This window comes from Mycolicibacterium novocastrense, from assembly GCF_001499835.1.
GTDB classification, from domain to species: Bacteria; Actinomycetota; Actinomycetes; order Mycobacteriales; family Mycobacteriaceae; genus Mycobacterium; species Mycobacterium novocastrense.
This window is the reverse complement of the sequence record NZ_LQIH01000022.1, coordinates 38044-60435: the sequence shown is the minus strand read 5'-3', so window position 1 is coordinate 60435 and position 22392 is coordinate 38044. Positions and strand designations below refer to the sequence as shown.

Genomic DNA, 22392 nt, shown 5'->3' with positions numbered 1-22392 from the left:
ACCGAGCACGCCCCACCGCACCCCGCCGAAGAAGCACTGTTCCCGCCCGACCCTGAAAACCCCTTCGCCGACATCGACCAAGCCCCACCCTTCGACGACTACTACGACGCCGCCCCGCCCGATGGCTCATTTGAATACGGGGCAGAAGATTTCGCGGATTTGCAATTCGAAGACCTCTCAGCAAACCGTCCCGTACCCGAATTGGGCATCACCATCAATTTGGTCACCACGCTGCAGCAGGAATACCGCGAGGTGTCCGAAAGAATCAAAACCTTAGACGCAGAAATCCGCGCGGGAAATGGCCCCGCTATGCGCGCTGCGGCCGACGAGCTGTTGCGGATGCGCCGCCAAGTCGACGCCGATCGACCCTACGGCCACGCCGTCGCCACAGTGATGGAGCAGTGGGCCGATGCCGACGCCGCCTACAACTACACCCTGCGCCTGATCGAGCACGCCCGCACTCAGCTCGACGTCCTACGGGCCAACCCCGATGCCGACGAACTCGACATCGCCTCAGCCCAAGCCGATCTGGCCTTTCACACCCGCCGCCTGCCCGAACAACCACCGTCGCATCAGTTTCACCAGGCCTTCGCCGAGGCGCAGGCTGCGCGCACCGCGGCCGCCGGCGGCCACAAGATCGTCACCGAGCACGACATCGCCACCGCACGCGGCGACGCCGAGCGCGCGGACCTGGCCGCCCGCGCGCAGCTGCGCGACCGCCGCCAGGCGCTGCGCCGCGAGCTCGACCGCGCTGAGCGCGCCGTCGCCGGTGCCTTTGCCGCGGCCCAGACCGCCACCTCCGACACACTCGAGCAGCTGCTGAAATCGGCCCGCTCCGAAGTTGCCTTGCTCCAAGTGGCCGGCGACGCCGACCTCACCCGCACGCCCATGCCCATCCCCGCGGCGGCCCTCACAGCGCACGAGCCCCACACCGCCGACCGGCTCAAATCCTTGGCCGCGCAACCCTATCGGCTCAGCGTGGTGCGCGCCGACGCCACCGACCGCGACACCGCCGCGGCGCTCTACACCCTGCGCAGCACGGCCAACGCCAACGACCGCAAAGTGCTCTGGCTCTCGACCACCGACGCCAGCGCGGCGCCCGCCCGCGAGGCCGAGCTGGCCGACACCATCACCACAGTCAGCCATGCGCACCAGCAAGTCAGCGGCCAGCAATGGGCACTACCACCCGGAGCCATCGTCGTCATCGACGACCCCGCAGCCGCGGAACCCGACCAGCTCGCCGACATCGCCCGCCACGCCGCAGCCGCAGACGCCCGAGTCGTCCTCCTCGACCCCAACAACAGTCACGGCCCCAGCTCGTCGGCGGTGTGGCTGCTCACCAACTCCCTGCCGTGGAACACCACCCTTACCGCCACCCCGTCAGGTCCAGCAGATCCGCTTCTAGACGCCATCCCAGCCGTCACCTTGGCCGATCGCCTCGGCCGCACCCACCTCAGCGAGTCCTGGCGTCACTTGCTCGCCCAGTACGACAATGCCGCCCGCGGCGTGCGCGCCGCCCAGCGCCGCCACCTCGCCTTGGGATGGCGCGATCATTCACGGAGCACTGAAGCGCCCGAACACACGCTCGGCGCCAACATCGACGACTGATCCGACGTGCTGGCTGACCAAGACTGGTACCCCGGCGAAACCGCTCGCGCGCGATTAGCGAGAGTTCGCGAGTTTTTCCACCCGCACATCCACAGGACGGCCCGTCTTCTTGCTAGCAGTAACTGCAGCGCGTGCCGCGGCCTGCCGCACGGCGAGGCTACGGCCTGATTTCGACTTCGGGGGGTTGCTGTTCGCCGTTGCCACCGAGACTCCCCTCTACGTCGACATCCAAGGCGGTGTGCTCCGCGATTACCTGGACGATATCTGAATCGTCTCGTGTGGCTAGTTTAGATTGCAGCAGCGTATCGAGCATCTTCCAGCCCAAGCGCCGCTTCTGTGTCGTCTGCGCTGAATGTCCGCTCTAACGCCCAGGTGACTCGACGCCACCATTCACTTCGGCGGTCAGCGACATTCTCTGCTGCCAGGTGACCAGCACACCGCCGATAGCCACAATCCCGACATCAACGTCACCCACGCCTGTGTAGGCATCTTCAAGTCCTTACCTGTCCGCCTGCCGCGAACGGTAGAAGATTGAACAGACAATGCCGGCTGCGACACGCGGCCGAGGTCGGTCGGCCCGTTCTTGAGCCGCGTAGCATGCTCGACGTGGCACCCATGCTGCCTAAGTCTTCGCGCCGCTCTCCCGATCACTCGCGAGCTCACCGATGATCCGCCGACTGCGATCTCCGCGGTTCCAGCGGATGCGGGCCTGCAATTCCGAGACGATGCCCTTGGGCATCGATCCCGACATCTTGAGCGCTGTGCGCACGGTTTACAGCACCGACCTTGGATTGCCCGACGACTGGACCACCGCTCGACGAGCCGAGTTCATGGCCGCCGAGGCCGAAAAGATCAGCTGGATGGTTCGGGCGTTGGCCAGCACACTCGGCCGCCAGAGCGTTGCGAATTGGAGCCGGAGATCACGCGGCAGCGCTCCCGGTGCCGCAGTACGGGCCGAGTTGACAGCGCAGGCTCGTACCCAAGCGTTGGACTCTGTGCTGAGCACGGAGTTATACGAGCTAATCGCTTCTGATGAGTATGAGCTTTGAGCTCTAGACCTGCTGAGCGAGCCACCCGCTAGAGCCAAATTCACCCCTCGTCGGGGACAAGCGAAGACGATTAGAGAATTTGCCACTCTGGCCGATCAAAGATGCCTCAGGTGGTGGACCGCGTTCCGCGCATCGGCATACGTTCAGGCGATGCGAAATCGTTCCAGGACCCCAAAGCCGAGTGGCGAGCCTGTCGCGTTGGGCCGGATTCTACCCTCGGTAATTATGGCACTCGCCTGGCGGCAGTCGACTCGAGGTTCTCTTTCGCCAGTCCTCGAACTGGGCCAAACTGCCCTCGCTCAAACACGTCGTTTTTCGATCGAGGGAGGTGATTCAATTGAAGAGCAATGCTTTTGACGGGCTGCCGCTACTGCTTGCAGTCCCCCGGGCAGCCGCCATGCTGGGAATCAGCCGAGCAGCAGCTTATCGTCTAGCCGCTGCCGGCGAACTGCCAGTGCGCAGGCTTGGTGGCCGGGTCTATGTCGTGACCGCGGAGCTGCAGCAGCTGATCGCTTCGTGAAGGCCGATCCCTTTCCCAGGCCGCCCGACATCTGTTCGCTAGAGCTCCGGTCCGCTGTTAGCTGACGTATGAATTCTGTCGCGGCGACGGCCATGTCACCACCCTCAGGCAGCATGGGGTGGAATCACTCGTATAGGACATTGGAGTCAACAGGAGGTTAGATGGCTAGCACCGATGAACCGGATCGGAAGCGCACTCGCCGCGCCGAGCCGATCACCCGCCGCAGCGCAAAGAACGGCGTGGTCACCTACACGTTCCAGGTAGATATCGGTTCTCGACCTAACGGCACGCGTGAGAGGCAGCGATTCACCTTCTCGACGCTTGCAGAAGCGCGTCGCGAGTATCGGAAGATCACGACCGAGGTCGCCGCGGGGACGTTCGTTAGGAGGAATGACACGACCGTCGCCGACTTTCTCGCTCGATGGCTCGACGGTAGACGCGACGTGCGGCCCAATACCCTTGCAGGCTACAAGCATTCATTGAAGCCTGTTATCGACCAACTGGGCAGAACGGGCCTGCAGCAATTAAGAACCGCCGATATCGACGCCTTGGTAACAATTCGACTGAACGGCACACCAGTAGCGCAGCGTGACAAGCGAGGCCGCCGCGCGGCTGAGGTACTCACGTACTTGCGGTCAAAGTCCGAGGGGGCGCAGTATTCCGAGATCCTCACTGCCCTTGGCGAGCCAGGCATTAAGGCCCTCGACCGGCTGGTGGCTTCGGGGGAAGTGTTACGGCCAGGCCGCGGCCGATACGTCGCCAAATACGGAGACGACCCCGCACAACCCAAGGTTCCCGGCAGCGTGAGCGCCCGAACTGTCGTGACCATGCTTGTGGTGTTGTCTTCGGCTCTCGACGACGCGATGCGGGAGGGGTTGGTGGCCCGCAACGTGGCACGCTTGGTAAAGCGCCCGGCGGTCAAGCACCACGAAATGGCGAGCTGGACAACAGAACAGGCTGGCCGATTCCGTGAGCATGTGCGCGATGAACGGCTCGCTGCGTGCTGGCTGCTTACGCTGGCAGGTCTTCGCCGGTCCGAGATCCTCGGATTGCGATGGTCCGATATTGACTTCGATGCCGGTACCGTCTCTGTCGCGCAAGGCCGCGTAGTGGTCGAAGGCCGCGGGACCATCACCGGAGACCCGAAGTCGAAACGGTCTCGCCGGGCACTACCGATGCCTGCTGATGTGCTCGCTGCACTGCGAGCTTTGAGATTACGTCAGGCTGAAGAACGCCTCGCCCTTGGCGCTGAATACCTCGATAGCGGCCTCGTCGCCGTCAACGTGGACGGCTCTCTCATTCGCCCCGAGACATACTCGGCGGATTTTGCACGACACGCAAAAGATGCTGCGGTGCCGGTGATTCGGCTACACGACGTCCGGCATACGGCGGCCACCATGCTGCTCGACGTTGGTACTACTCCATCGGCAACGGCCAAGTGGCTTGGCCATGACCCTGCAATAACGCTGCGCGTGTACGGCCACGTCTACGACGACGCGCTGGCTGCGGCCGGCGATGCACTGCTCGGACGCTCGAGGTCGATCGGCGAGCAGTGACCGTGCCGTGAGCGACGGCAACATGCCGCTCGGCGAATCTGTGGATCTTCAAAGCCCACCCGCAACGAATGAGAGTTTCGGTAGTTTCTCTTTCGAGCCGGTCGCAAGCGCGCAACGATCCCTTGATCGACGTCGTGTTCATGGCCAAGGTTGGCATTGTGCGTCGCCATGATGATCTGTCGGCGCGCGCTGCGACTGAACGAGCCCATAAGTTCGAAGTAGACCGACTCGGAGTCTGTCCGTGGCAACGAAAAGGTATCTCCCGGTGGGCTACGAAGAGGTATCCACCTGCGGCCAAATGAAAGTATCGAACCCGCGTTTCAATCGTGTCGATAAGGACTGCGGGCCCGATAGTGACGGCGAATGCCGCCATGCAATCACCATCTTCATCGAGCTGTCCATTGGAATCTGCGAAGGGCCGCACAGACATCATTTCGGCCCATCGCCAGCTCGGTTCCGACCGGGCCGCCGCCGATGCGTGCGGCACCCACCCACCGGACCGTCAAGAAGGTCGTGGATATGTTCGAAGCCGGCCAGGCCGGCGTGCCGCCAGGCCGCGGGCCAAACGTGGGCTCAAGTACGACGCGGTAGCCGAGCTGGTCGGGTCAACAGTACCGCGGTGCACACGCTGGCACACTCTTGGCACAACGGGGGTTTGTCCGTTCGATGCAAAAAACGTCTGAACTGCAAATTTAGACGTGGGCGCGGACGGTATCGAACCGCCGACCGCTGGTGTGTAAAACCAGAGCTCTACCACTGAGCTACGCGCCCCTGCAGGGCAAGCTACACGGCCATGACCTGCGACGAGAAATCACCTCAGCCGTTGCGCAGCGCCGCCAGCGCGTCCGTCCACAGCGCCTGATCGCGGGCCTCCCCCGGCTCCTTCATCTCGGCGAACCGGACGATCCCGCTGCGGTCGACGACGAACGTGCCGCGGTTGGCGATACCCGCGGCCTGGTTGAACACCCCGTAGGCCATCGCGACCTCTCCGTGCGGCCAGAAATCCGACAGCACGGGGAACGTGAAGCCGCTCTGGGTGGCCCAGATCTTGTGAGTCGGCGGCGGGCCCACTGAGATCGCCAGCGTCGCGGTGTCGTCGTTCTCGTACTCGGGCAGCCGGTCGCGGACCTCGTCGAGCTCACCCTGGCAGATGCCCGTGAACGCCAGCGGGAAGAACACCAGCAGCACGTTCTTCTTGCCGCGGAAGCTGCTGAGCGTGACGGGCTGACCGTTCTGGTCCTTGAGCGTGAAATCGGGCGCCTCTGCGCCGACCTCGATCATCCTCTCCGCCCCGCGGCCTTCGACTTCGGTTGCACCAGCCGGGTGGCGATCCAGTCACCGAGGTTGGCCGACGATGTCTGCATCAGGCCGGCGGTGGGCGCCGACTCGGCGACCTCGGCCGGTTGGACGTGGCCGGGTTTGCCGGTCTTCGGGGTCACCACCCAGATGACGCCGTCGTCGGCCAAGGGGGTGATGGCGTCCATCAGCGCATCCACGAGGTCTCCGTCGTCGTCGCGCCACCACAGCAGTACGACGTCGATGACCTCGTCGGCATCCTCGTCGAGCAGCTCGCCGCCGCACGCTTCCTCGATGTCGGCTCGGATGTCGTCGTCGACGTCCTCGTCCCAGCCCAGTTCCTGTACAACCTGATCTTTTTGGATGCCCAGTCTGTGGGCGTAGTTCGGGGCGTCATCCGCCGCGACCACGGTCGGTCCTCCTTCAGCCGGCTCGGGCGCATGTTGCGCTCGGCAGTGTCCTTTAGGCCTGTGTCTTGCGCCCTATCGTCGCACGAAGCACTATGCCCGCACGTGACTGGCGGCAAGGTTGGTCAAATATCCGCTTGGTCAATACGACGCGTCGCAGAGGTTGAGCGCGGTGGTCTTGGTGTCGTTGAGCCGGGTGATCGCGGCGTTGAACTCGTCGGGCCCGTAGTTGCCGGCGATCGCGGTGGCTACGCCCCTGGCGGCGTCGACCCAGCCGTTGAGCGCACCTGTGAGCTCGGGACCCAGCGGATCGGCGATGCTGCGCGCGACCATGTCGGCGCTGTGGTTCAGGGCGTCGATCGCGGGCCCGGCCTTGGCCGTCACGTCGCCCGCGCTTCGGTTGAAGGCATCGACGTAACCGTTGACCGCGGTGATCGCCTCGACGCTGGTGGAGCTCAGCGTCTCGCACGACGAGTGGATCGCCTCCTTGGTGATCGAGGCCCGGCGTTCCGATTCCCTGGCGCTGGAACTGGCCGCCGACTCCGCCAGGGAGGCCGACACCGACGCCCGGTACACCGGCGCGTCGGCCGCGTCGACCTGTGCGGAGCCCTCGGTGACGCTGCTGCAGCCCACGACGACCATGGCGGCCGCGGCCGAGATGCCGACGACGAGTGCGCCAATCCGCAGCGGTTTTTGCACCAGCGCACCGATCACCACGGCTGCAGACGTTACCGGTTCGGTCCGGCGACCGCCGGTTCATTCCAGGGGGCGACCCCACCGATGCGTGTGGGGCAGGATGGGAGAAGGATGGAACCCGTCGCTCACGGTTCAAGCGCAGAAAACATCTGCGCGACGGGCGTGGGCACCCGAACCGCCTACCAAGGAGCGGAAGTTGACCACCGAGTTCGCGCGCCAGGACCTGGCCCAAAACTCCACCACCGCAGCTGAACACGACCGGGTCAGGGTGATCCGGGAAGGCGTGGCGTCGTATCTGCCCGACATCGATCCCGAAGAGACCGGCGAATGGCTGGAATCGTTCGATCAGCTGCTCGAACAGTCCGGGCCCGCGCGGGCACGCTATCTGATGTTGCGTCTGCTCGAACGCGCCGGTGAACAGCGCGTGGCCATCCCGTCGTTGACGTCGACCGACTACGTCAACACGATCCCCACCGAGGTGGAGCCGTGGTTCCCCGGCGACGAGGACGTCGAACGCCGGTACCGCACCTGGATCCGGTGGAACGCCGCGATCATGGTGCACCGCGCGCAACGTCCGGGAGTCGGTGTGGGCGGCCATATTTCGACGTATGCGTCGTCGGCCGCCCTCTACGAGGTCGGCTTCAACCACTTCTTCCGCGGCAAGTCGCATCCCGGCGGCGGTGACCATGTGTTCATCCAGGGTCACGCGTCGCCGGGCATCTACGCACGCGCGTATCTGGAGGGTCGCCTGTCGGCCGACCAGCTCGACGGTTTCCGGCAGGAGCACAGCCACCCCGGCGGCGGGCTGCCGTCGTACCCGCATCCGCGGCTGATGCCCGACTTCTGGGAGTTCCCGACGGTCTCCATGGGGCTGGGCCCGATGAACGCCATCTACCAGGCCCGGTTCAACCACTACCTGCACGACCGCGAGATCAAGGACACCTCGGATCAACACGTGTGGGCGTTCCTCGGCGACGGAGAGATGGACGAACCCGAAAGCCGCGGCCTGGCGCATGTCGCCGCACTGGAAGGCCTGGACAACCTCACCTTCGTGGTCAACTGCAACCTGCAGCGCCTCGACGGGCCGGTGCGCGGCAACGGCAAGATCATCCAGGAACTCGAGTCGTTCTTCCGCGGGGCCGGCTGGAACGTCATCAAGGTGGTGTGGGGCCGCGAATGGGATGCGCTGTTGCACGCCGACCGCGACGGCGCACTGGTCAACCTGATGAACAGCACACCCGACGGTGACTATCAGACCTACAAGGCCAACGACGGCGCCTACGTGCGCGACCACTTCTTCGGCCGCGACCCCCGCACCAAGGCGCTCGTCGAGAAGATGTCGGACTCCGAGATCTGGAACCTCAAACGGGGCGGCCACGACTACCGCAAGGTCTACGCCGCCTACCGTGCGGCCATGGAGCACAAGGGCCAGCCGACGGTCATCCTGGCCAAGACCATCAAGGGTTACTCGTTGGGTGCGCACTTCCAGGGCCGCAACGCCACGCACCAGATGAAAAAGCTTGCGCTGGAAGACCTCAAGTACTTCCGCGATGCCCAGCGCATCCCGATCAGCGACGAGCAACTCGAGGAGAACCCTTACCTTCCGCCGTACTACCACCCCGGCCCGGAGGCGCCCGAGATCCGCTACATGATCGACCGCAGGCGCGCACTCGGCGGGTTCCTGCCCGAGCGTCGCACCAAAACCAAGTCGCTCACCCTGCCCGGCCGCGACACCTACAAGGCGCTCAAGAAGGGGTCCGGCAAGCAGGAGGTGGCCACGACGATGGCCACGGTGCGGACGTTCAAGGAACTGTTGCGCGACAAGGAGATTGGTTGGCGCATCGTGCCGATCATTCCCGACGAGGCACGCACGTTCGGCATGGACTCGTGGTTCCCCAACCTGAAGATCTACAACCGCAACGGCCAGCTGTACACCTCGGTCGACGCCGAATTGATGTTGGCCTACAAGGAATCCGAGGTCGGCCAGATCCTGCACGAGGGCATCAACGAGGCCGGGTCCTCGGCCAGTTTCATCGCGGCGGGCACGTCCTACTCGACGCACAACGAGCCGATGATCCCCGTCTACATCTTCTATTCGATGTTCGGGTTCCAGCGCACCGGCGACAACCTGTGGGCGGCCGCCGACCAGATGACGCGCGGCTTCCTCCTCGGCGCCACGGCGGGCCGGACCACGCTGGTGGGCGAGGGCCTGCAGCACGCCGACGGGCATTCGCTGTTGTTGGCCGCGTCCAACCCCGCGGTCGTCGCCTACGATCCGGCGTTTGCGTACGAGATCGCCTACATCGTCGAGAGCGGCCTGAGCCGGATGTACGGCGAGAACCCCGAGAACGTCTACTTCTATATGACGATCTACAACGAGCCCTACGTCCAGCCGCCGGAGCCGGAGGGCCTCGACGTCGAGGGGCTGTTGCGCGGCATCTACCGCTACCGGCCCGCACCCGAGAAGCGTTCCAATGCGGCGCAGATTCTGGTGTCGGGGGTGGCCATGCCGTCGGCGCTCAAGGCCGCCGAGATGCTCGCCGAGGAATGGGATGTCGCCGCCGACGTGTGGTCGGTGACCAGCTGGGGTGAGCTCAACCGCGACGGCGTCGAGATCGAGAAGCAGCGGCTGCGCCATCCGGACCAGCCGGCGGGCACGCCGTACATCACCAAGGCGCTCGCCGATGCCGCAGGCCCGGTCGTCGCGGTGTCGGACTGGATGCGCGCGGTTCCCGAGCAGATCCGGGCGTGGGTTCCCGGCACGTACATCACGCTGGGCACCGACGGGTTCGGGTTCTCCGACACCCGACCCGCCGCCCGGCGGTACTACAACACCGACGCCGAGTCGATCGCGGTCGCGGTGCTCGAGGGTCTGGCCCGCGACGGCAATATCGACGAGTCCGTCGCGGTCGAGGCGGCCAAGCAGTACGAGATCGACGATGTGCTGGCCGCGCCCGAGCAGACGTCGGACCCCGGAGTGGCGTAGCCACGACATTGGGCCCGGAGTGGCGTAGCCACGACATTGGGTCCGGAGTGGCGCAGGTTCTTGGAGGTTTCCTCTATAAGGGTGGCGTAGCCTTTAGAGGTGCCTGACAACCGGTTCGTGCCACCGAAGTCGACGGTCGAGGTTCTGGGGGCCGTTCCCGATTCGGTGCTGCGTCGGTTGCAGCAGTATTCGGGCCGGGTGGCCACCGATGCCGTGCGTGCGCTGGAGGAACGCCTGCCGTTCTTCGCCGAACTCGAGGCCTCGCAGCGGGCCAGCGTCCAGCTCGTCGTGCAGACCGCGGTGGTGAACTTCGTCGAGTGGATGCGGGACCCGCAGAGCAACGTGAGCTACACCGCGCAGGCCTTCGAGGTGGTTCCGCAGGACCTGCGGCGGCGCATCGCACTGCGGCAGTCGGTGGAGATGGTGCGCGTCACCATGGAGTTCTTCGAAGAGGTGGTACCGCTGCTGGCCCGCTCCGAGGAGCAGCTGACCGCGCTGACCGCCGGCATCCTGCGCTACAGCCGCGACCTCGCGTTCGCCGCGGCCAGCGCCTATGCCGATCAGGCCGAGGCGCGGGGCGCATGGGACACCCGGATGGAGGCCAACGTCGTCGACGCGGTGGTGCGCGGCGACATCGGCCCGGAACTGCAATCCCAGGCCGCCGCGCTGAACTGGGACGCCACCGCGCCCGCCACCGTCATCGTCGGGTTGCCGCAGCCCGACCGGATCGACCTGGCCAGCGACGACGTCCACGACGTCGTGCGGCGCAACAGCCGGGCCGCGCTGTCGGACGTGCACGGCACGTGGCTGGTCGCGATCGTCTCCGGTGCCCTCTCCCCGACCGACAGGTTCCTCACCGACATGATGACGGTGTTCGCCGAGGGCCCCGTCGTCGTCGGACCCACCGCCACCACGCTCGCGAGCGCTCACCGCAGCGCAACCGAGGCGATCGCGGGCATGAACGCCGTCACGGGCTGGCCGGGCGCGCCGCGGCCGGTGTCGGCTCGCGAACTCCTCCCCGAACGCGCCCTGCTCGGCGACGTGTCGGCGATCGCCGCGTTGGAGACCGAGGTGATGAGGCCGCTGGCCGATGCGGGTCCAGCGCTCACGGAGACCCTCGATGCCTACCTCGACTCGGGCGGCGCCATCGAGGCCTGCGCACGCAAATTGTTCGTTCATCCAAATACCGTCCGGTACCGGCTGAGACGAATCGCCGACTTCACCGGGCGCGATCCGACGCTTCCGCGCGACGCCTACGTGCTGCGGGTGGCCGTCACCGTCAGCCGACTGGGCCGTCAGCCGTACCATACGAGCACAGCAAACATGATCAACCCGGCGCGTCCGGCGCTGCGACCAGCAGCGCTTCCCACCCAGCCGGACAGGCCATAGATCGCGGGCAGATTTCGGTAGCGTCGCATCACAGGTGATTTTGTGGAGTCTCCACAAAAACATAAGACCAGGTTCATAATCTCTTACACCGCGCAAACCCGTCTTCACAGTGTTCTCTTAATGTGTGCCTCGTAATGATGTGCTTGCACTTCTCGCGCCCGGACAGGGCTCCCAGACACCCGGCATGCTCGCCGCATGGCTGGAGCTGCCCGGTGCCGCCGAGCGGCTCGCCGGATGGTCCGAGATCAGCGGGCTGGACTTGGCGCAGCTGGGCACCACCGCGTCGGCAGAGGAGATCACCGACACCGCGGTGACCCAGCCGCTCGTCGTGGCGGCCACGCTGCTGGCCCACGAGGAACTGAGCAGGCGCGGTGTGATCGCCGACAAGAAGACCGTGGTGGCGGGCCACTCCGTCGGAGAGATCGCCGCCTACGCGATCGCCGGGGTGATCTCCGCCGACGATGCCGTCAAGCTGGCTGCCATCCGCGGCGCCGAGATGGCCAAGGCGTGCGCGGTCGAGCCCACGGGAATGGCCGCCGTGCTCGGCGGTGAGGAAGCCGACGTGCTGGCCCGCCTCGAGGCGCTGGACCTGGTCCCGGCCAACCGCAACGCGGCGGGACAGATCGTCGCCGCCGGTGCGGTCGCCGCACTGGACAAGCTGGTCGAGGATCCGCCGGAGAAGGCGCGGGTGCGCAAGCTGGCGACCGCCGGCGCCTTCCACACCCACTACATGGCCTCGGCCCTCGACGGGTACGCCGCCGTGGCCGAAGGTGTAACGAGCGCCGAGCCGAACACGACGCTACTGTCGAACGCGGACGGCCAGCCGGTGGATTCGGCGGCCGACGCCATGAGCAAGCTGGTGGCGCAGATGACGCGCCCGGTCCGCTGGGACCTGTGCACCGAGACGATGCGCCGGCTCGATGTGACCGCGATCGTCGAGTTCCCGCCCGCCGGGACGCTCGCGGGTATCGCGAAAAGAGAACTTCGGGGGGTGCCGACGCACGCCGTCAAGTCCCCCGCTGACCTGGACGGGCTCGCCGAACTCTCATAGGCAGACCTGCGCCAGACACAACCACATAACGATCGTCATTCCCATCAAGTAACACCACTGAATAGAAGGAGCCAACGTGGCCGCCAGTCAGGACGAAATCATCGCCGGTCTCGCCGAGATCATCGAAGAGGTCACCGGTATCGAGCCTTCCGAGGTCACCCCTGAGAAGAGCTTCGTCGACGACCTGGACATCGACTCGCTGTCGATGGTCGAGATCGCCGTGCAGACCGAGGACAAGTACGGCGTGAAGATCCCCGACGAGGACCTCGCCGGTCTTCGCACCGTCGGTGACGTCGTCACCTACATCCAGAAGCTCGAGGAAGAGAACCCCGAAGCGGCAGCGGCCATCCGCGCGCAGATCGAAGCCGATCGGGCATGAGTAGACCTTCCACTGCTAACGGCGGTTTCCCCAACGTCGTCGTGACCGCCGTCACGGCGACCACGTCGGTCGCGGCGGACATCGAGAGCACGTGGAAGGGGCTGCTGGCCGGCGAAAGCGGCATCCGCGTCCTCGAGGACGAGTTCGTCACCAAGTGGGATCTTCCGGTCCGCATCGGTGGGCACCTCGTCGACGCGATCGACGACCACATGACGCGACTGGACATGCGACGGATGTCGTATGTCCAGCGCATGGCCAAGTTTCTGTCCGGCCAGCTCTGGGAGACCGCGGGCACGCCCGAGGTCGATCCGGATCGCTTCACCGTTGTCGTCGGCACCGGTCTGGGTGGCGGCGAGAAGATCGTCGAGACCTACGACGCGATGAACGAGGGCGGCCCCCGCAAGGTGTCGCCGCTCGCGGTGCAGATGATCATGCCGAACGGTGCGGCCGCGGTGATCGGTCTGCAGCTGGGCGCGAGGGCCGGGGTCATCACCCCGGTCTCGGCCTGCTCATCGGGTTCGGAGGCCATCGCCCACGGCTGGCGTCAGATCGTCATGGGTGACGCCGACATCGCGGTCGTCGGCGGCGTCGAGGGCGGAATCGAAGCGCTGCCGATCGCGGCGTTCTCGATGATGCGCGCGATGTCGACCAACAACGAGGATCCCGAGGGCGCCTCGCGGCCGTTCGACAAGAACCGCGACGGGTTCGTCTTCGGCGAGGCCGGTGCGCTGATGGTCATCGAAACCGAGGAGCACGCCAAGGCCCGCGGCGCAAAGCCGTTGGCCCGCCTGATGGGTGCGGGCATCACGTCCGATGCCTTCCACATGGTGGCCCCTGCGTCCGACGGTCTTCGGGCCGGCCAGGCGATGAAGCGTGCGATGGAGACCGCGGGTCTCGAGCCCAAGGACATCCAGCACGTCAACGCCCACGCCACGGCCACGTCCATCGGTGACGTCGCCGAGGCCAACGCGATCCGGTCGGCCGGGGTGGAGCATGCGGCGGTCTACGCGCCGAAGTCGGCGCTCGGCCACTCCATCGGAGCGGTCGGCGCGCTGGAATCGGCTCTGACCGTGCTCTCGCTGCGTGACGGCGTCATCCCGCCGACACTGAACTACGAGACGCCGGATCCCGAGATCGATCTCGATGTGGTTGCAGGCGAGCCTCGTTACGGCGACTACCAGTACGCCATCAACAACTCGTTCGGCTTCGGCGGACACAATGTCGCCCTGGCCTTCGGACGCTACTGAGCGAAAGGAACTCTCGGGCAGGAATGGCAGGGTCAGCCGCACTTTCCACGGGGGACGGTTTCCCCGACGTCGTCGTCACGGGTATCGCCATGACGACTGCGCTGGCCACCAGCGCGGACGACACCTGGAAGAAGCTGCTGGACGGCCAGAGTGGAATCCGGAGGCTCGAGGATCCGTTCGTCGAGGAGTATGACCTGCCGGTTCGCATCGGCGGGCATCTCCTCGAGGATTTCGACCACGAGTTGAGCAAGGTGGAACTGCGCCGCCTGTCGTATCTGCAGAAGATGTCGACGGTCCTGAGCCGGCGGGTCTGGGAGAACGCGGGAACGCCCGAGGTGGACCCCAAACGGCTGACGGTGTCGATCGGCACCGGCATGGGCTCCACCGAGGAGTTGGTGTTCAGCTACGACAACATGCGCGCCAAGGGTCTGAAGGCGGTTTCACCGCTGGCCGTACAGATGTACATGCCCAATGCCGCTGCCGCCGCAGTCGGATTGGAGCGCAAGGCCCGCGCCGGGGTGGTCACTCCGGTGTCGGCCTGCGCATCGGGTTCGGAGGGCATCGCGCACGCCTGGCGCAACATCGTGCTCGGCGAGGCCGACGTCGCGATCTGCGGCGGCGTGGAGACCAGGATCGAAGCGGTGCCGATCGCCGGCTTCGCACAGATGCGAATCGTCTTGTCCACCACCAACGATGACCCGGCCGGCGCATGCCGCCCGTTCGACAAAGACCGCAACGGCTTCGTGTTCGGCGAGGGGGGTGCGCTGATGGTCATCGAGACCGAAGAGCACGCAAAGGCCCGCGGCGCCAACATCCTGGCCCGGATCATGGGGGCCAGCATCACCTCGGACGGCTACCACATCGTGGCGCCGGACCCGAACGGCGAGCAGGCCGGTCACGCGATGACGCGCGCCATCCAACTCGCCGGGCTGCAGCCCACAGACATCGACCACGTCAACGCGCATGCCACCGGCACCAGCGTCGGAGACGTGGCCGAGGGCAAGGCGATCAACAACGCGATGGGCGGCCACAAGCCTGCGGTATACGCACCCAAGGCGGCGCTCGGGCACTCGGTCGGCGCGGTCGGTGCCGTGGAGTCCATCCTGACCGTCATGGCGTTGCGGGAGGGCATCATCCCGCCGACGCTGAACCTGCGAAACCTCGATCCGGACATCGATCTGGACGTGGTCGCCGGTGAACCGCGGTCGGGCAATTACCAGTACGCGATCAACAACTCGTTCGGATTCGGTGGGCACAACGTCGCGCTCGCTTTCGGGAAGTACTGACACTCCCCGGAATCCAGCGCACTAGGAGGTATTGAATGACGACCATGGCGCCCGAGACAGTCGGCGAATCGCTCGACCCTCGTGATCCGCTCCTGCGTCTGAGCACCTTCTTCGACGACGGCAGTGTCGAATTGCTGCACGAGCGCGACCGTTCAGGCGTTCTCGCCGCCGCCGGAACCGTCAACGGAGTGCGCACCATCGCGTTCTGCACCGACGGCACCGTCATGGGTGGGGCCATGGGCGTCGAGGGATGTGCCCACATCGTCGACGCCTACGACCAGGCCATCGAGGAGCAGAGCCCGATCGTGGGCATCTGGCACTCCGGTGGTGCTCGTCTCGCCGAGGGCGTCAAGGCGTTGCACGCGGTCGGCCTGGTGTTCGAGGCGATGATCCGGGCGTCCGGTTACGTTCCGCAGATCTCGGTCGTCGTCGGCTTCGCCGCGGGCGGTGCGGCCTACGGACCGGCCCTCACCGACGTGATCGTGATGGCGCCCGAGAGCCGGGTGTTCGTCACCGGACCCGACGTGGTGCGCAGCGTCACCGGCGAGGACGTCGACATGGCCAGCCTGGGCGGCCCGGACACTCACCACAAGAAGTCCGGCGTGTGCCACATCGTCGCCGACGACGAACTCGACGCCTACGAGCGCGGCCGCCGGCTGGTCGGATTGTTCTGCCAGCAGGGCCATTTCGATCGCGCGAAGGCCGAAGCGGGCGACACCGACCTGCACGCGCTGCTGCCGGAGTCGGCGCGACGCGCATACGATGTGCATCCGCTCGTCGAGGCGTTGCTGGACGAGGGCGTGCCGTTTGAGGAGTTCCAGGGTAAGTGGGCCCCGTCGATCGTGATCGGTCTCGGTCGGTTGTCGGGCCGCTCGGTCGGCGTGATCGCCAACAACCCGCTGCGGCTCGGCGGCTGCCTGAACTCCGAAAGTGCCGAGAAGGCGGCGCGATTCGTGCGCCTGTGCGACGCGTTCGGAATTCCGATCATCAACGTCGTCGACGTCCCCGGGTACCTGCCCGGCGTGGATCAGGAGTGGGGCGGCGTCGTGCGCCGCGGAGCGAAGCTGCTGCACGCGTTCGGCGAGTGCTCGGTCCCCCGGGTCACGCTGGTGACGCGGAAGATCTACGGCGGCGCCTACATCGCGATGAACTCGCGCTCGCTGGGTGCGACCAAGGTCTACGCCTGGCCGGACGCCGAGGTCGCCGTCATGGGCGCCAAGGCCGCCGTCGGCATCCTGCACAAGAAGAAGTTGGCCGCCGTCGAGGATCTCACCGAGCGCGAGGCCCTGCACGAACAGTTGGCTGTGGAGCACGAGAAGATCGCGGGCGGCGTCGATTCCGCGATCGACATCGGCGTCGTCGACGAGAAGATCGATCCGGCGCACACCCGCAGCAAGCTGACCCAGGCGCTGGCCGAGGCTCCCGCGCGCCGCGGCCGGCACAAGAACATCCCGCTGTAACCGCGAGCGCGGCTGTACCCCTTCAGCGCCGAGACCGACGTTTCGGCGGGACTGCTCGCGTGAGATCGACCATTTCGTCGGTCTGGGCGTAAGAAGTGGCTAGCCGACGGCCGCGAGCATCTCCTCGGCCACCGCCACCACCCGCTCGCGGTCAGCCTCGACCAACCCGATGCGGGTGCGGCGGTCGACGATGTCGTCGACGGTCAGCGCGCCCTCGTGGGTCACCGCGTACTCGAATTCCGCACGGATGACGTCGATCCCCTCGGCGACCGGTTCGGTGGGCCGCTCGCACGCGGCGGTGGCGATGACGTTCGGCGCCTCGGCGCCGAAGCGGGCCACCAGTGAACCCGGCATCTCGGCCGGATGACGTAGCGTGGCAACCGGATTCGACGGCGCCCCGACGAGCGGCAGGTTGCGGGTGCGGCAGTGCGTTGCGCTCAGCCCACGCAACTGGATCGCCCGGTCGAGCACATCCTCGGCCATGAAGCGGTATTCGGTCAGCTTGCCGCCGATGATGCTGATGACGCCCGAGGGTGATTCGACGACCGCGTGTTCGCGCGAGACGTCGGCGGTGCGGCCCGCGCCGGTGTCGATCAGCGGACGCAGACCGGCGTATGCGCCGATCACATCCGACGGGCTCAAGGCGACGTCCAGGGCGGTGTTCACGGTGTCGAGCAGGAACGAGATCTCCTCGGGCGCGGGTTCGGGCACGTCCGGGACCGGGCCGGGCGCATCCTCGTCGGTCAGCCCGAGGTACACCCGGCCCAACTGCTCGGGCATCGCGAACACGAAACGGTTGATCTCACCGGGTATCGGGATGGTCAGGGCCGCAACCGGATTGCCGAAGGCCGCCGCGTCGAACACCAGATGCGTTCCGCGGCTGGGCCGCAGCTTGATCGAGGAATCCACCTCGCCCGCCCACACCCCGGAGGCGTTGATCACCGCGCGCGCGGCGACCTCGAACGACTCGCCGGTGAGCTGATCGGTCAGCCGCACCGAGGTGCCGGTGGCGTGCGACGCCGCCACCCGAGTCAGTACCCGGGCACCGTGTTGGGCCGCCGTCCGCGCCACCGCGGTCACCAGGCGGGCGTCGTCGATCAACTGCCCGTCATACGCCAGGAACGCGCCGTCGAGACCGTCACGCCGTACGGTGGGCGCCAGTTCGACGGCCCGGCGCGCATCGATCCGCCGCGAGCGGGGCAACACCGACGCCGGCGTGCCCGCCAGCTTGCGCAGGCCGTCGCCGGCGGCGAAGCCGAAGCGCACCAGCGCGCGCGAAGCGGAGTTCATCGACGGGAGCAACGGCACCAGCTGCGGCATCGCCGTGACCAGATGGGGGGCATTGCGGGTCATCAGGATTCCGCGTTCGACGGCGCTGCGCCGGGCGATGCCGACGTTGCCCGTCGCCAGGTACCGCAGCCCGCCGTGAACCAGCTTGGAACTCCACCTGCTGGTGCCGAACGCGAGATCGTGCTTCTCCACCAGCGCGACGCGCAGTCCGCGGGTGGCTGCGTCCAGCGCGATGCCGGTTCCGGTGATGCCGCCGCCGATGACGATGACGTCGAGGCGCTCACCGTCGGCCAGCGCCGCCAGTTCGGTGCTGCGGCGCGCGGAGTTCAGAGCCGTCGAGCCGGTCACGGTGCCAGGTACCCGTCGAGGGCATGCGCCAACTCGGTGTCGAGCGCATCGGTGTCCAACAGCTTTTCGACCATCTGCGCGGACTGGATCGCCGACTGGGTGATCAGCAGGCACATCGCGGCCAGCTGACGCGCGTCGCCGGCGCGCACGCTGCCGTCGTCCTGGGCGATCTTGATGGCGTGGGTCAACGCGTCGATCAGGATCATCTGGCTGGTCCCGAGCCGGTTGGCGATGTAGACCATCGCGAATTCGGGTGCGTCTTGCAGCACCGACATGATGATCTCGTCGGTGCGAAGGTGCCGGGCCACTTCCACGACCCGCTGCACAAGCGCTTTGCGGTCGGAACCCGTGTCGGGCACTTTGTCCAGCACACCGGCGATGCGCTCGGTCATCAGCGCCGCGAGCACCCCGTTCGTGTCGGACCACCTGCGGTAGATGGTGGGGCGGCTCATGCGCGCGCGGCGGGCGATGTCGGTCAGCGTGACCCGCTTGACTCCGACCGCGAGCACGCAGGCCGCCGCGGCGTCGATGATGCGCGCCTCGACTGTCGACTCATCGTTACGGATTGACGACATGTGTAATACTGTAACGCATGACGCGTCCGGATGCTCACTCGACCGCTCTCCTGCCCCCGATGAAGTGGAACGCCTGGGGCGACCCCGCCCAGGCCAAGCCGCTCTCCGAGGGCATCCGGACGCTGCTCGAACAGGCGCTCGGCGTGGAGACGTCGACCACCGAAGAACTCGAACCCGAACAGGTGCGCCTGCGGCCGTCGGCGCTGACCGACGACGACCGCGAGGCGTTGACCGCCATCGTCGGGCGCGATTACTGCCGCGTCGACGACCAGGGTCGCCTGTTCCGGGCCGGCGGCAAGTCGACATTGGACCTGCTGCGCCGCCGCGACCCCGGTGAGCAGGACGCGCCGGATGCGGTGGTGCTGCCCGGTAGCGAAGAGGAAATCGCCGCGATACTGCACCTGTGCGCTGAGCGCCGCATCGCCATCGTCCCGTTCGGCGGCGGCACCAGCGTCGTCGGCGGCCTCGACCCGATCCGCGGCGGCTTCCCCGCGGTGATCTCCCTGGACCTGCGCCGCTTCGACGAACTGCACTTCCTCGACGAGGTCTCCGGAGTGGCCGAACTCGGCGCGGGCGTGACAGGACCCGACGCCGAACGGCTGCTGGGCGAGCACGGTTTCTCGCTCGGCCACTTCCCCCAGAGCTTCCAGTTCGCCACCATCGGCGGCTTCGCCGCGACGCGGTCGTCGGGTCAGGGGTCGGCGGGCTACGGCCGGTTCAACGACATGGTGCGCGGCCTGCGGGCGGTCACACCGGTCGGCGTGCTCGACCTCGGCCGGGCGCCGGAGTCGGCGGCGGGACCGGATCTGCGACAGCTGCTGATTGGCTCGGAGGGCGTGCTGGGCGTCATCACGCGGGTGCGATTGCGGGTCCATCCGAAGCCGACCGCCACCCGCTACGAGGCGTGGTCGTTCCCCGACTTCGTCACGGGCGCCGACGCCCTGCGCGCGGTCGTGCAGACCGGTACCGGCCCGACGGTGATCCGGCTGTCCGACGAGGCCGAGACGGGAGTGAACCTCGCGACCACCGAAAGCATCGGCGAAAAGCAGATCACCGGAGGATGTCTGGCGATCACGGTGTTCGAGGGCACCGAAGCGCACGTCGCCAGCAGACACTCCGAGACACGCGCGGTGCTCGAAGCCGCCGGCGGCACCTCGCTGGGCGAGGAACCCGCACGCGCGTGGGAGCACGGCCGGTTCAACGCGCCGTATCTACGCGACTCGCTGCTGTCGGCCGGCGCACTGTGCGAGACGTTGGAGACCGCGACGAACTGGTCGAACGTGCCTGCGCTCAAGGCCGCCGTCACCGAGGCGCTGACGACTGCGCTCACCGAAACCGGCACGCCATCGCTGGTGCTGTGCCACATTTCGCACGTGTATCCGACCGGCGCGTCGCTGTACTTCACGGTCGTCGCCGGGCAGCGGGGGAACCCGATCGAGCAGTGGCGCAAGGCCAAAGCCGCGGCGTCGGACGCGATGATGCGCACCGGGGCCACCATCACCCATCACCACGCCGTCGGCGCCGACCACCGGCCGTGGATGCGTGACGAGGTCGGCGACCTCGGCGTCGCGATCCTGCGCGCCGTCAAGGACACACTCGACCCGGCGGGAATCCTCAACCCGGGCAAGCTGATCCCATGACGATCGACGGTCGCGTCACGATGCTGACCAACCCCGCCTCGGGGCACGGCAGCGCACCCCACGCGGCCGAACGCGCTGTCGCACAATTCCATCGGCGCGGAATGGACGTCGTCGCGATCGCGGGCACCGACGCCGAACACGCGCGCAAACTCGTCGAAGGCGCGCTCGAACGCGGGATGGACGCGCTCGTCGTGGTCGGCGGCGACGGAATCATTTCCCTTGCGCTGCAGGTGCTTGCGCAGACCGACATTCCCCTGGGCATCATCCCGGCCGGCACCGGCAACGACCACGCACGCGAATTCACGATCCCGACACGCGATCCCGAAGCCGCCGCCGACGTCGTGGTCGACGGCCTGACCGCCGGGACCGCGAAGACCATCGACCTCGGGCGGATCCGCGGCGCCGACGGCACCGAGAAATGGTTCGGCACCGTGATGGCCGCAGGTTTCGACTCGCTGGTGACCGACCGGACCAACCGGATGCGCTGGCCGCACGGCCGTATGCGATACAACCTCGCGATGGTCGCCGAGCTGTCGAAGTTGCGGCTCCTGCCGTTCCGGTTGTCGTTCGACGGCGACGAAGTGACGACGGAGTTGACGCTGGCCGCGTTCGGCAACACCCGCAGCTACGGCGGCGGCATGCGGATCTGCCCTGAAGCCGACCCGACCGACGGTCTGCTCGACGTGACGATGGTGGCCTCGGCGTCACGCACCCGGCTGATCCGGTTGTTTCCCACCGTGTTCAAGGGCACCCACGTACACCTCGACGAGGTTCGCACCGCGCGGGCCAAGACCATCACCGTCGACTCCCCCGGCATCAACGCTTACGCCGACGGCGAGTACATGTGCCCGCTACCGGTCGAGGTGTCGGCGGTTCCCGGGGCGCTGCGGATCCTGGCGCCGCGACGCTGACGAACGTGCGGTTCCATACCCGACACGCCGCTCGGGCGTATGGGTCCGCACACTCGCGCCGGACCGCGTCGGCTACCCGACTCCCTGCCTGGTGTCGTCGACCTAACCGACTCCGCGGCTCAGCCAGCTCACCTCCGCGCCCGCACCGCCATCGCGGTACGGCTCCAAGGCCTCGTCCCACGCTGTGCCCAGCACCGAGTCCAGTTCGGCGGCCAGCGTGTCCGCGCCGGCGGCCATCATCGCGCGCAGCCGCATCTCGCCGACGATCACATCGCCGTTGGCGCTCATCGATCCGCTCCACAGTCCGAGCTGCGGCGTGTGACACCAGCGATGGCCGTCGACGCCGGGGCTGGGATCCTCGGTCACCTCGAACCGCAGCACCGACCACGACCGCAACGCGCTGGCCAAGGCGGCACCGGTACCCACCGGGCCGACCCAGTTGGTGACGGCTCGCAGCTGTCCCGGCATGGCCGGTTGCGGAGTCCACTTGAGGTTCGCCCTCGCCTGAAGGGTCGACGACAACGCCCACTCGACATGCGGGCACACCGCAGCGGGTGACGCGTGGATGTAGACCACGCCCGTCGTCGCTTCGGCGAACTGGTTCGACGCACGCATTTGCCACTCCTTCGGCTCCACGAGGGACGTCTTCCCCAAGCGGCCTCTTGAAACCGAAAATTACAGCTGTGTCGTGCGTGTCT

The 22392-nt window shown here is 66.8% G+C and carries 18 protein-coding genes, 1 tRNA gene and 1 pseudogene; 12 read left to right on the top strand and 8 right to left on the bottom strand.

The features are described from left to right. Nucleotides 1-1608 (top strand): annotated as a pseudogene (locus AU072_RS16355) (MobF family relaxase); the annotation flags it as partial. A gap of 622 nt (nucleotides 1609-2230) precedes the next feature. On the opposite strand, the gene AU072_RS28335 reads toward AU072_RS16355, so the two are convergent. Then, nucleotides 2231-2377 (bottom strand): hypothetical protein, encoded by a 147-nt coding sequence (locus AU072_RS28335; RefSeq protein ID WP_165595618.1) that lies wholly within the window; start codon nucleotides 2375-2377, stop codon nucleotides 2231-2233. A 608-nt stretch (nucleotides 2378-2985) separates the two neighbouring features. Here AU072_RS28335 and AU072_RS28795 point away from each other — a divergent pair. Together AU072_RS28795 and AU072_RS16345 are read left to right on the top strand one after the other, a co-directional pair. Beyond that, the gene (locus tag AU072_RS28795) at nucleotides 2986-3177 is read left to right on the top strand and encodes a helix-turn-helix domain-containing protein (RefSeq protein ID WP_268874538.1); all 192 of its coding nucleotides are present in this window, start codon (nucleotides 2986-2988) and stop codon (nucleotides 3175-3177) included. 161 nt (nucleotides 3178-3338) lie between these two features. Further along, nucleotides 3339-4733, top strand: a complete 1395-nt coding sequence (locus AU072_RS16345; protein WP_064414751.1) for a site-specific integrase — start codon at nucleotides 3339-3341, stop codon at nucleotides 4731-4733. Nucleotides 4734-5432: 699 nt separating this feature from the next. Here the strand turns inward: AU072_RS16345 and AU072_RS16340 are convergent. From AU072_RS16340 to AU072_RS16325, 4 genes are all read right to left on the bottom strand, one after another. Beyond that, nucleotides 5433-5504, bottom strand: a tRNA-Val gene (locus AU072_RS16340). Between the two features lie 45 nt (nucleotides 5505-5549). Next, nucleotides 5550-6014, bottom strand: coding sequence for a peroxiredoxin (locus AU072_RS16335; RefSeq protein ID WP_064414750.1), 465 nt, complete (start codon nucleotides 6012-6014; stop codon nucleotides 5550-5552). Further along, nucleotides 6011-6439: a DUF3052 domain-containing protein gene (locus AU072_RS16330; protein ID WP_064347257.1), complete on the bottom strand. Its 429-nt coding sequence runs from the start codon at nucleotides 6437-6439 to the stop codon at nucleotides 6011-6013. Before AU072_RS16330 ends, AU072_RS16335 begins: the two co-directional genes overlap by 4 nt. Nucleotides 6440-6577: 138 nt before the next feature. Further along, the gene (locus AU072_RS16325) at nucleotides 6578-7078 is read right to left on the bottom strand and encodes an Rv2240c family protein (protein ID WP_064414759.1); all 501 of its coding nucleotides are present in this window, start codon (nucleotides 7076-7078) and stop codon (nucleotides 6578-6580) included. A gap of 250 nt (nucleotides 7079-7328) precedes the next feature. On the opposite strand from AU072_RS16325, the gene aceE reads away from it, so the two are divergent. The 7 genes from aceE to AU072_RS16290 all read left to right on the top strand — a co-directional run bounded on the left by aceE (nucleotide 7329) and on the right by AU072_RS16290 (nucleotide 16930). Then, the gene (gene aceE / locus AU072_RS16320) at nucleotides 7329-10118 is read left to right on the top strand and encodes a pyruvate dehydrogenase (acetyl-transferring), homodimeric type (protein ID WP_064414758.1); all 2790 of its coding nucleotides are present in this window, start codon (nucleotides 7329-7331) and stop codon (nucleotides 10116-10118) included. A gap of 99 nt (nucleotides 10119-10217) precedes the next feature. Further along, nucleotides 10218-11507, top strand: coding sequence for a PucR family transcriptional regulator (locus tag AU072_RS16315; RefSeq protein WP_064414749.1), 1290 nt, complete (start codon nucleotides 10218-10220; stop codon nucleotides 11505-11507). 139 nt (nucleotides 11508-11646) lie between these two features. Then, entirely contained in the window at nucleotides 11647-12558 is a 912-nt protein-coding gene (locus AU072_RS16310) for an ACP S-malonyltransferase (RefSeq protein WP_174523784.1), read from the top strand. A 76-nt stretch (nucleotides 12559-12634) separates the two neighbouring features. Then, nucleotides 12635-12937 (top strand): meromycolate extension acyl carrier protein AcpM, encoded by a 303-nt coding sequence (gene acpM, locus AU072_RS16305; RefSeq protein ID WP_059098849.1) that lies wholly within the window; start codon nucleotides 12635-12637, stop codon nucleotides 12935-12937. Beyond that, complete coding sequence (gene kasA / locus AU072_RS16300; RefSeq protein ID WP_064414747.1) at nucleotides 12934-14184, top strand: 3-oxoacyl-ACP synthase KasA; 1251 nt, start codon at nucleotides 12934-12936, stop codon at nucleotides 14182-14184. Before acpM ends, kasA begins: the two co-directional genes overlap by 4 nt. Before the next feature lie 23 nt (nucleotides 14185-14207). After that, on the top strand, nucleotides 14208-15470 hold the full coding sequence (gene kasB / locus AU072_RS16295; RefSeq protein ID WP_064414746.1) for a 3-oxoacyl-ACP synthase KasB: 1263 nt from the start codon (nucleotides 14208-14210) through the stop codon (nucleotides 15468-15470). Nucleotides 15471-15505: 35 nt separating this feature from the next. Next, a complete protein-coding gene (locus AU072_RS16290; RefSeq protein WP_064414745.1) occupies nucleotides 15506-16930 on the top strand; it encodes an acyl-CoA carboxylase subunit beta in 1425 nt (474 codons plus the stop codon). A 99-nt stretch (nucleotides 16931-17029) separates the two neighbouring features. On the opposite strand, the gene AU072_RS16285 is transcribed toward AU072_RS16290, so the two are convergent. Further along, nucleotides 17030-18568 (bottom strand): glycerol-3-phosphate dehydrogenase/oxidase, encoded by a 1539-nt coding sequence (locus AU072_RS16285; RefSeq protein WP_064414744.1) that lies wholly within the window; start codon nucleotides 18566-18568, stop codon nucleotides 17030-17032. Then, nucleotides 18565-19143: a TetR/AcrR family transcriptional regulator gene (locus AU072_RS16280; protein WP_064414743.1), complete on the bottom strand. Its 579-nt coding sequence runs from the start codon at nucleotides 19141-19143 to the stop codon at nucleotides 18565-18567. Before AU072_RS16280 ends, AU072_RS16285 begins: the two co-directional genes overlap by 4 nt. A 59-nt stretch (nucleotides 19144-19202) precedes the next feature. Here AU072_RS16280 and AU072_RS16275 point away from each other — a divergent pair, with 59 nt between their 5' ends. Both AU072_RS16275 and AU072_RS16270 read left to right on the top strand, forming a co-directional pair. Next, a complete protein-coding gene (locus AU072_RS16275) occupies nucleotides 19203-20783 on the top strand; it encodes an FAD-binding oxidoreductase (RefSeq protein WP_174523783.1) in 1581 nt (526 codons plus the stop codon). After that, the gene (locus tag AU072_RS16270; RefSeq protein WP_064414741.1) at nucleotides 20780-21694 is read left to right on the top strand and encodes a diacylglycerol kinase; all 915 of its coding nucleotides are present in this window, start codon (nucleotides 20780-20782) and stop codon (nucleotides 21692-21694) included. Before AU072_RS16275 ends, AU072_RS16270 begins: the two co-directional genes overlap by 4 nt. 102 nt (nucleotides 21695-21796) lie before the next feature. Here AU072_RS16270 and AU072_RS16265 read toward each other — a convergent pair whose 3' ends face one another. Next, nucleotides 21797-22309, bottom strand: a complete 513-nt coding sequence (locus tag AU072_RS16265) for a DUF3145 domain-containing protein (RefSeq protein ID WP_064404474.1) — start codon at nucleotides 22307-22309, stop codon at nucleotides 21797-21799. Nucleotides 22310-22392 lie beyond the last annotated feature (83 nt).

Excerpts from the sequence above, each read along its gene's own strand:
- AU072_RS16335 (WP_064414750.1), bottom strand. The coding sequence starts at position 6,014 with ATGATCGAGGTCGGCGCAGAGGCGCCCGATTTCACGCTCAAGGACCAG.
- AU072_RS16270 (WP_064414741.1), top strand. The coding sequence starts at position 20,780 with ATGACGATCGACGGTCGCGTCACGATGCTGACCAACCCCGCCTCGGGG.
- AU072_RS16290 (WP_064414745.1), top strand. The coding sequence starts at position 15,506 with ATGACGACCATGGCGCCCGAGACAGTCGGCGAATCGCTCGACCCTCGT.
- AU072_RS16265 (WP_064404474.1), bottom strand. The coding sequence starts at position 22,309 with ATGCGTGCGTCGAACCAGTTCGCCGAAGCGACGACGGGCGTGGTCTAC.
- AU072_RS16280 (WP_064414743.1), bottom strand. The coding sequence starts at position 19,143 with ATGTCGTCAATCCGTAACGATGAGTCGACAGTCGAGGCGCGCATCATC.
- kasB (WP_064414746.1), top strand. The coding sequence starts at position 14,208 with ATGGCAGGGTCAGCCGCACTTTCCACGGGGGACGGTTTCCCCGACGTC.
- kasA (WP_064414747.1), top strand. The coding sequence starts at position 12,934 with ATGAGTAGACCTTCCACTGCTAACGGCGGTTTCCCCAACGTCGTCGTG.
- AU072_RS16275 (WP_174523783.1), top strand. The coding sequence starts at position 19,203 with ATGAAGTGGAACGCCTGGGGCGACCCCGCCCAGGCCAAGCCGCTCTCC.
- AU072_RS16325 (WP_064414759.1), bottom strand. The coding sequence starts at position 7,078 with ATGGTCGTCGTGGGCTGCAGCAGCGTCACCGAGGGCTCCGCACAGGTC.
- AU072_RS16345 (WP_064414751.1), top strand. The coding sequence starts at position 3,339 with ATGGCTAGCACCGATGAACCGGATCGGAAGCGCACTCGCCGCGCCGAG.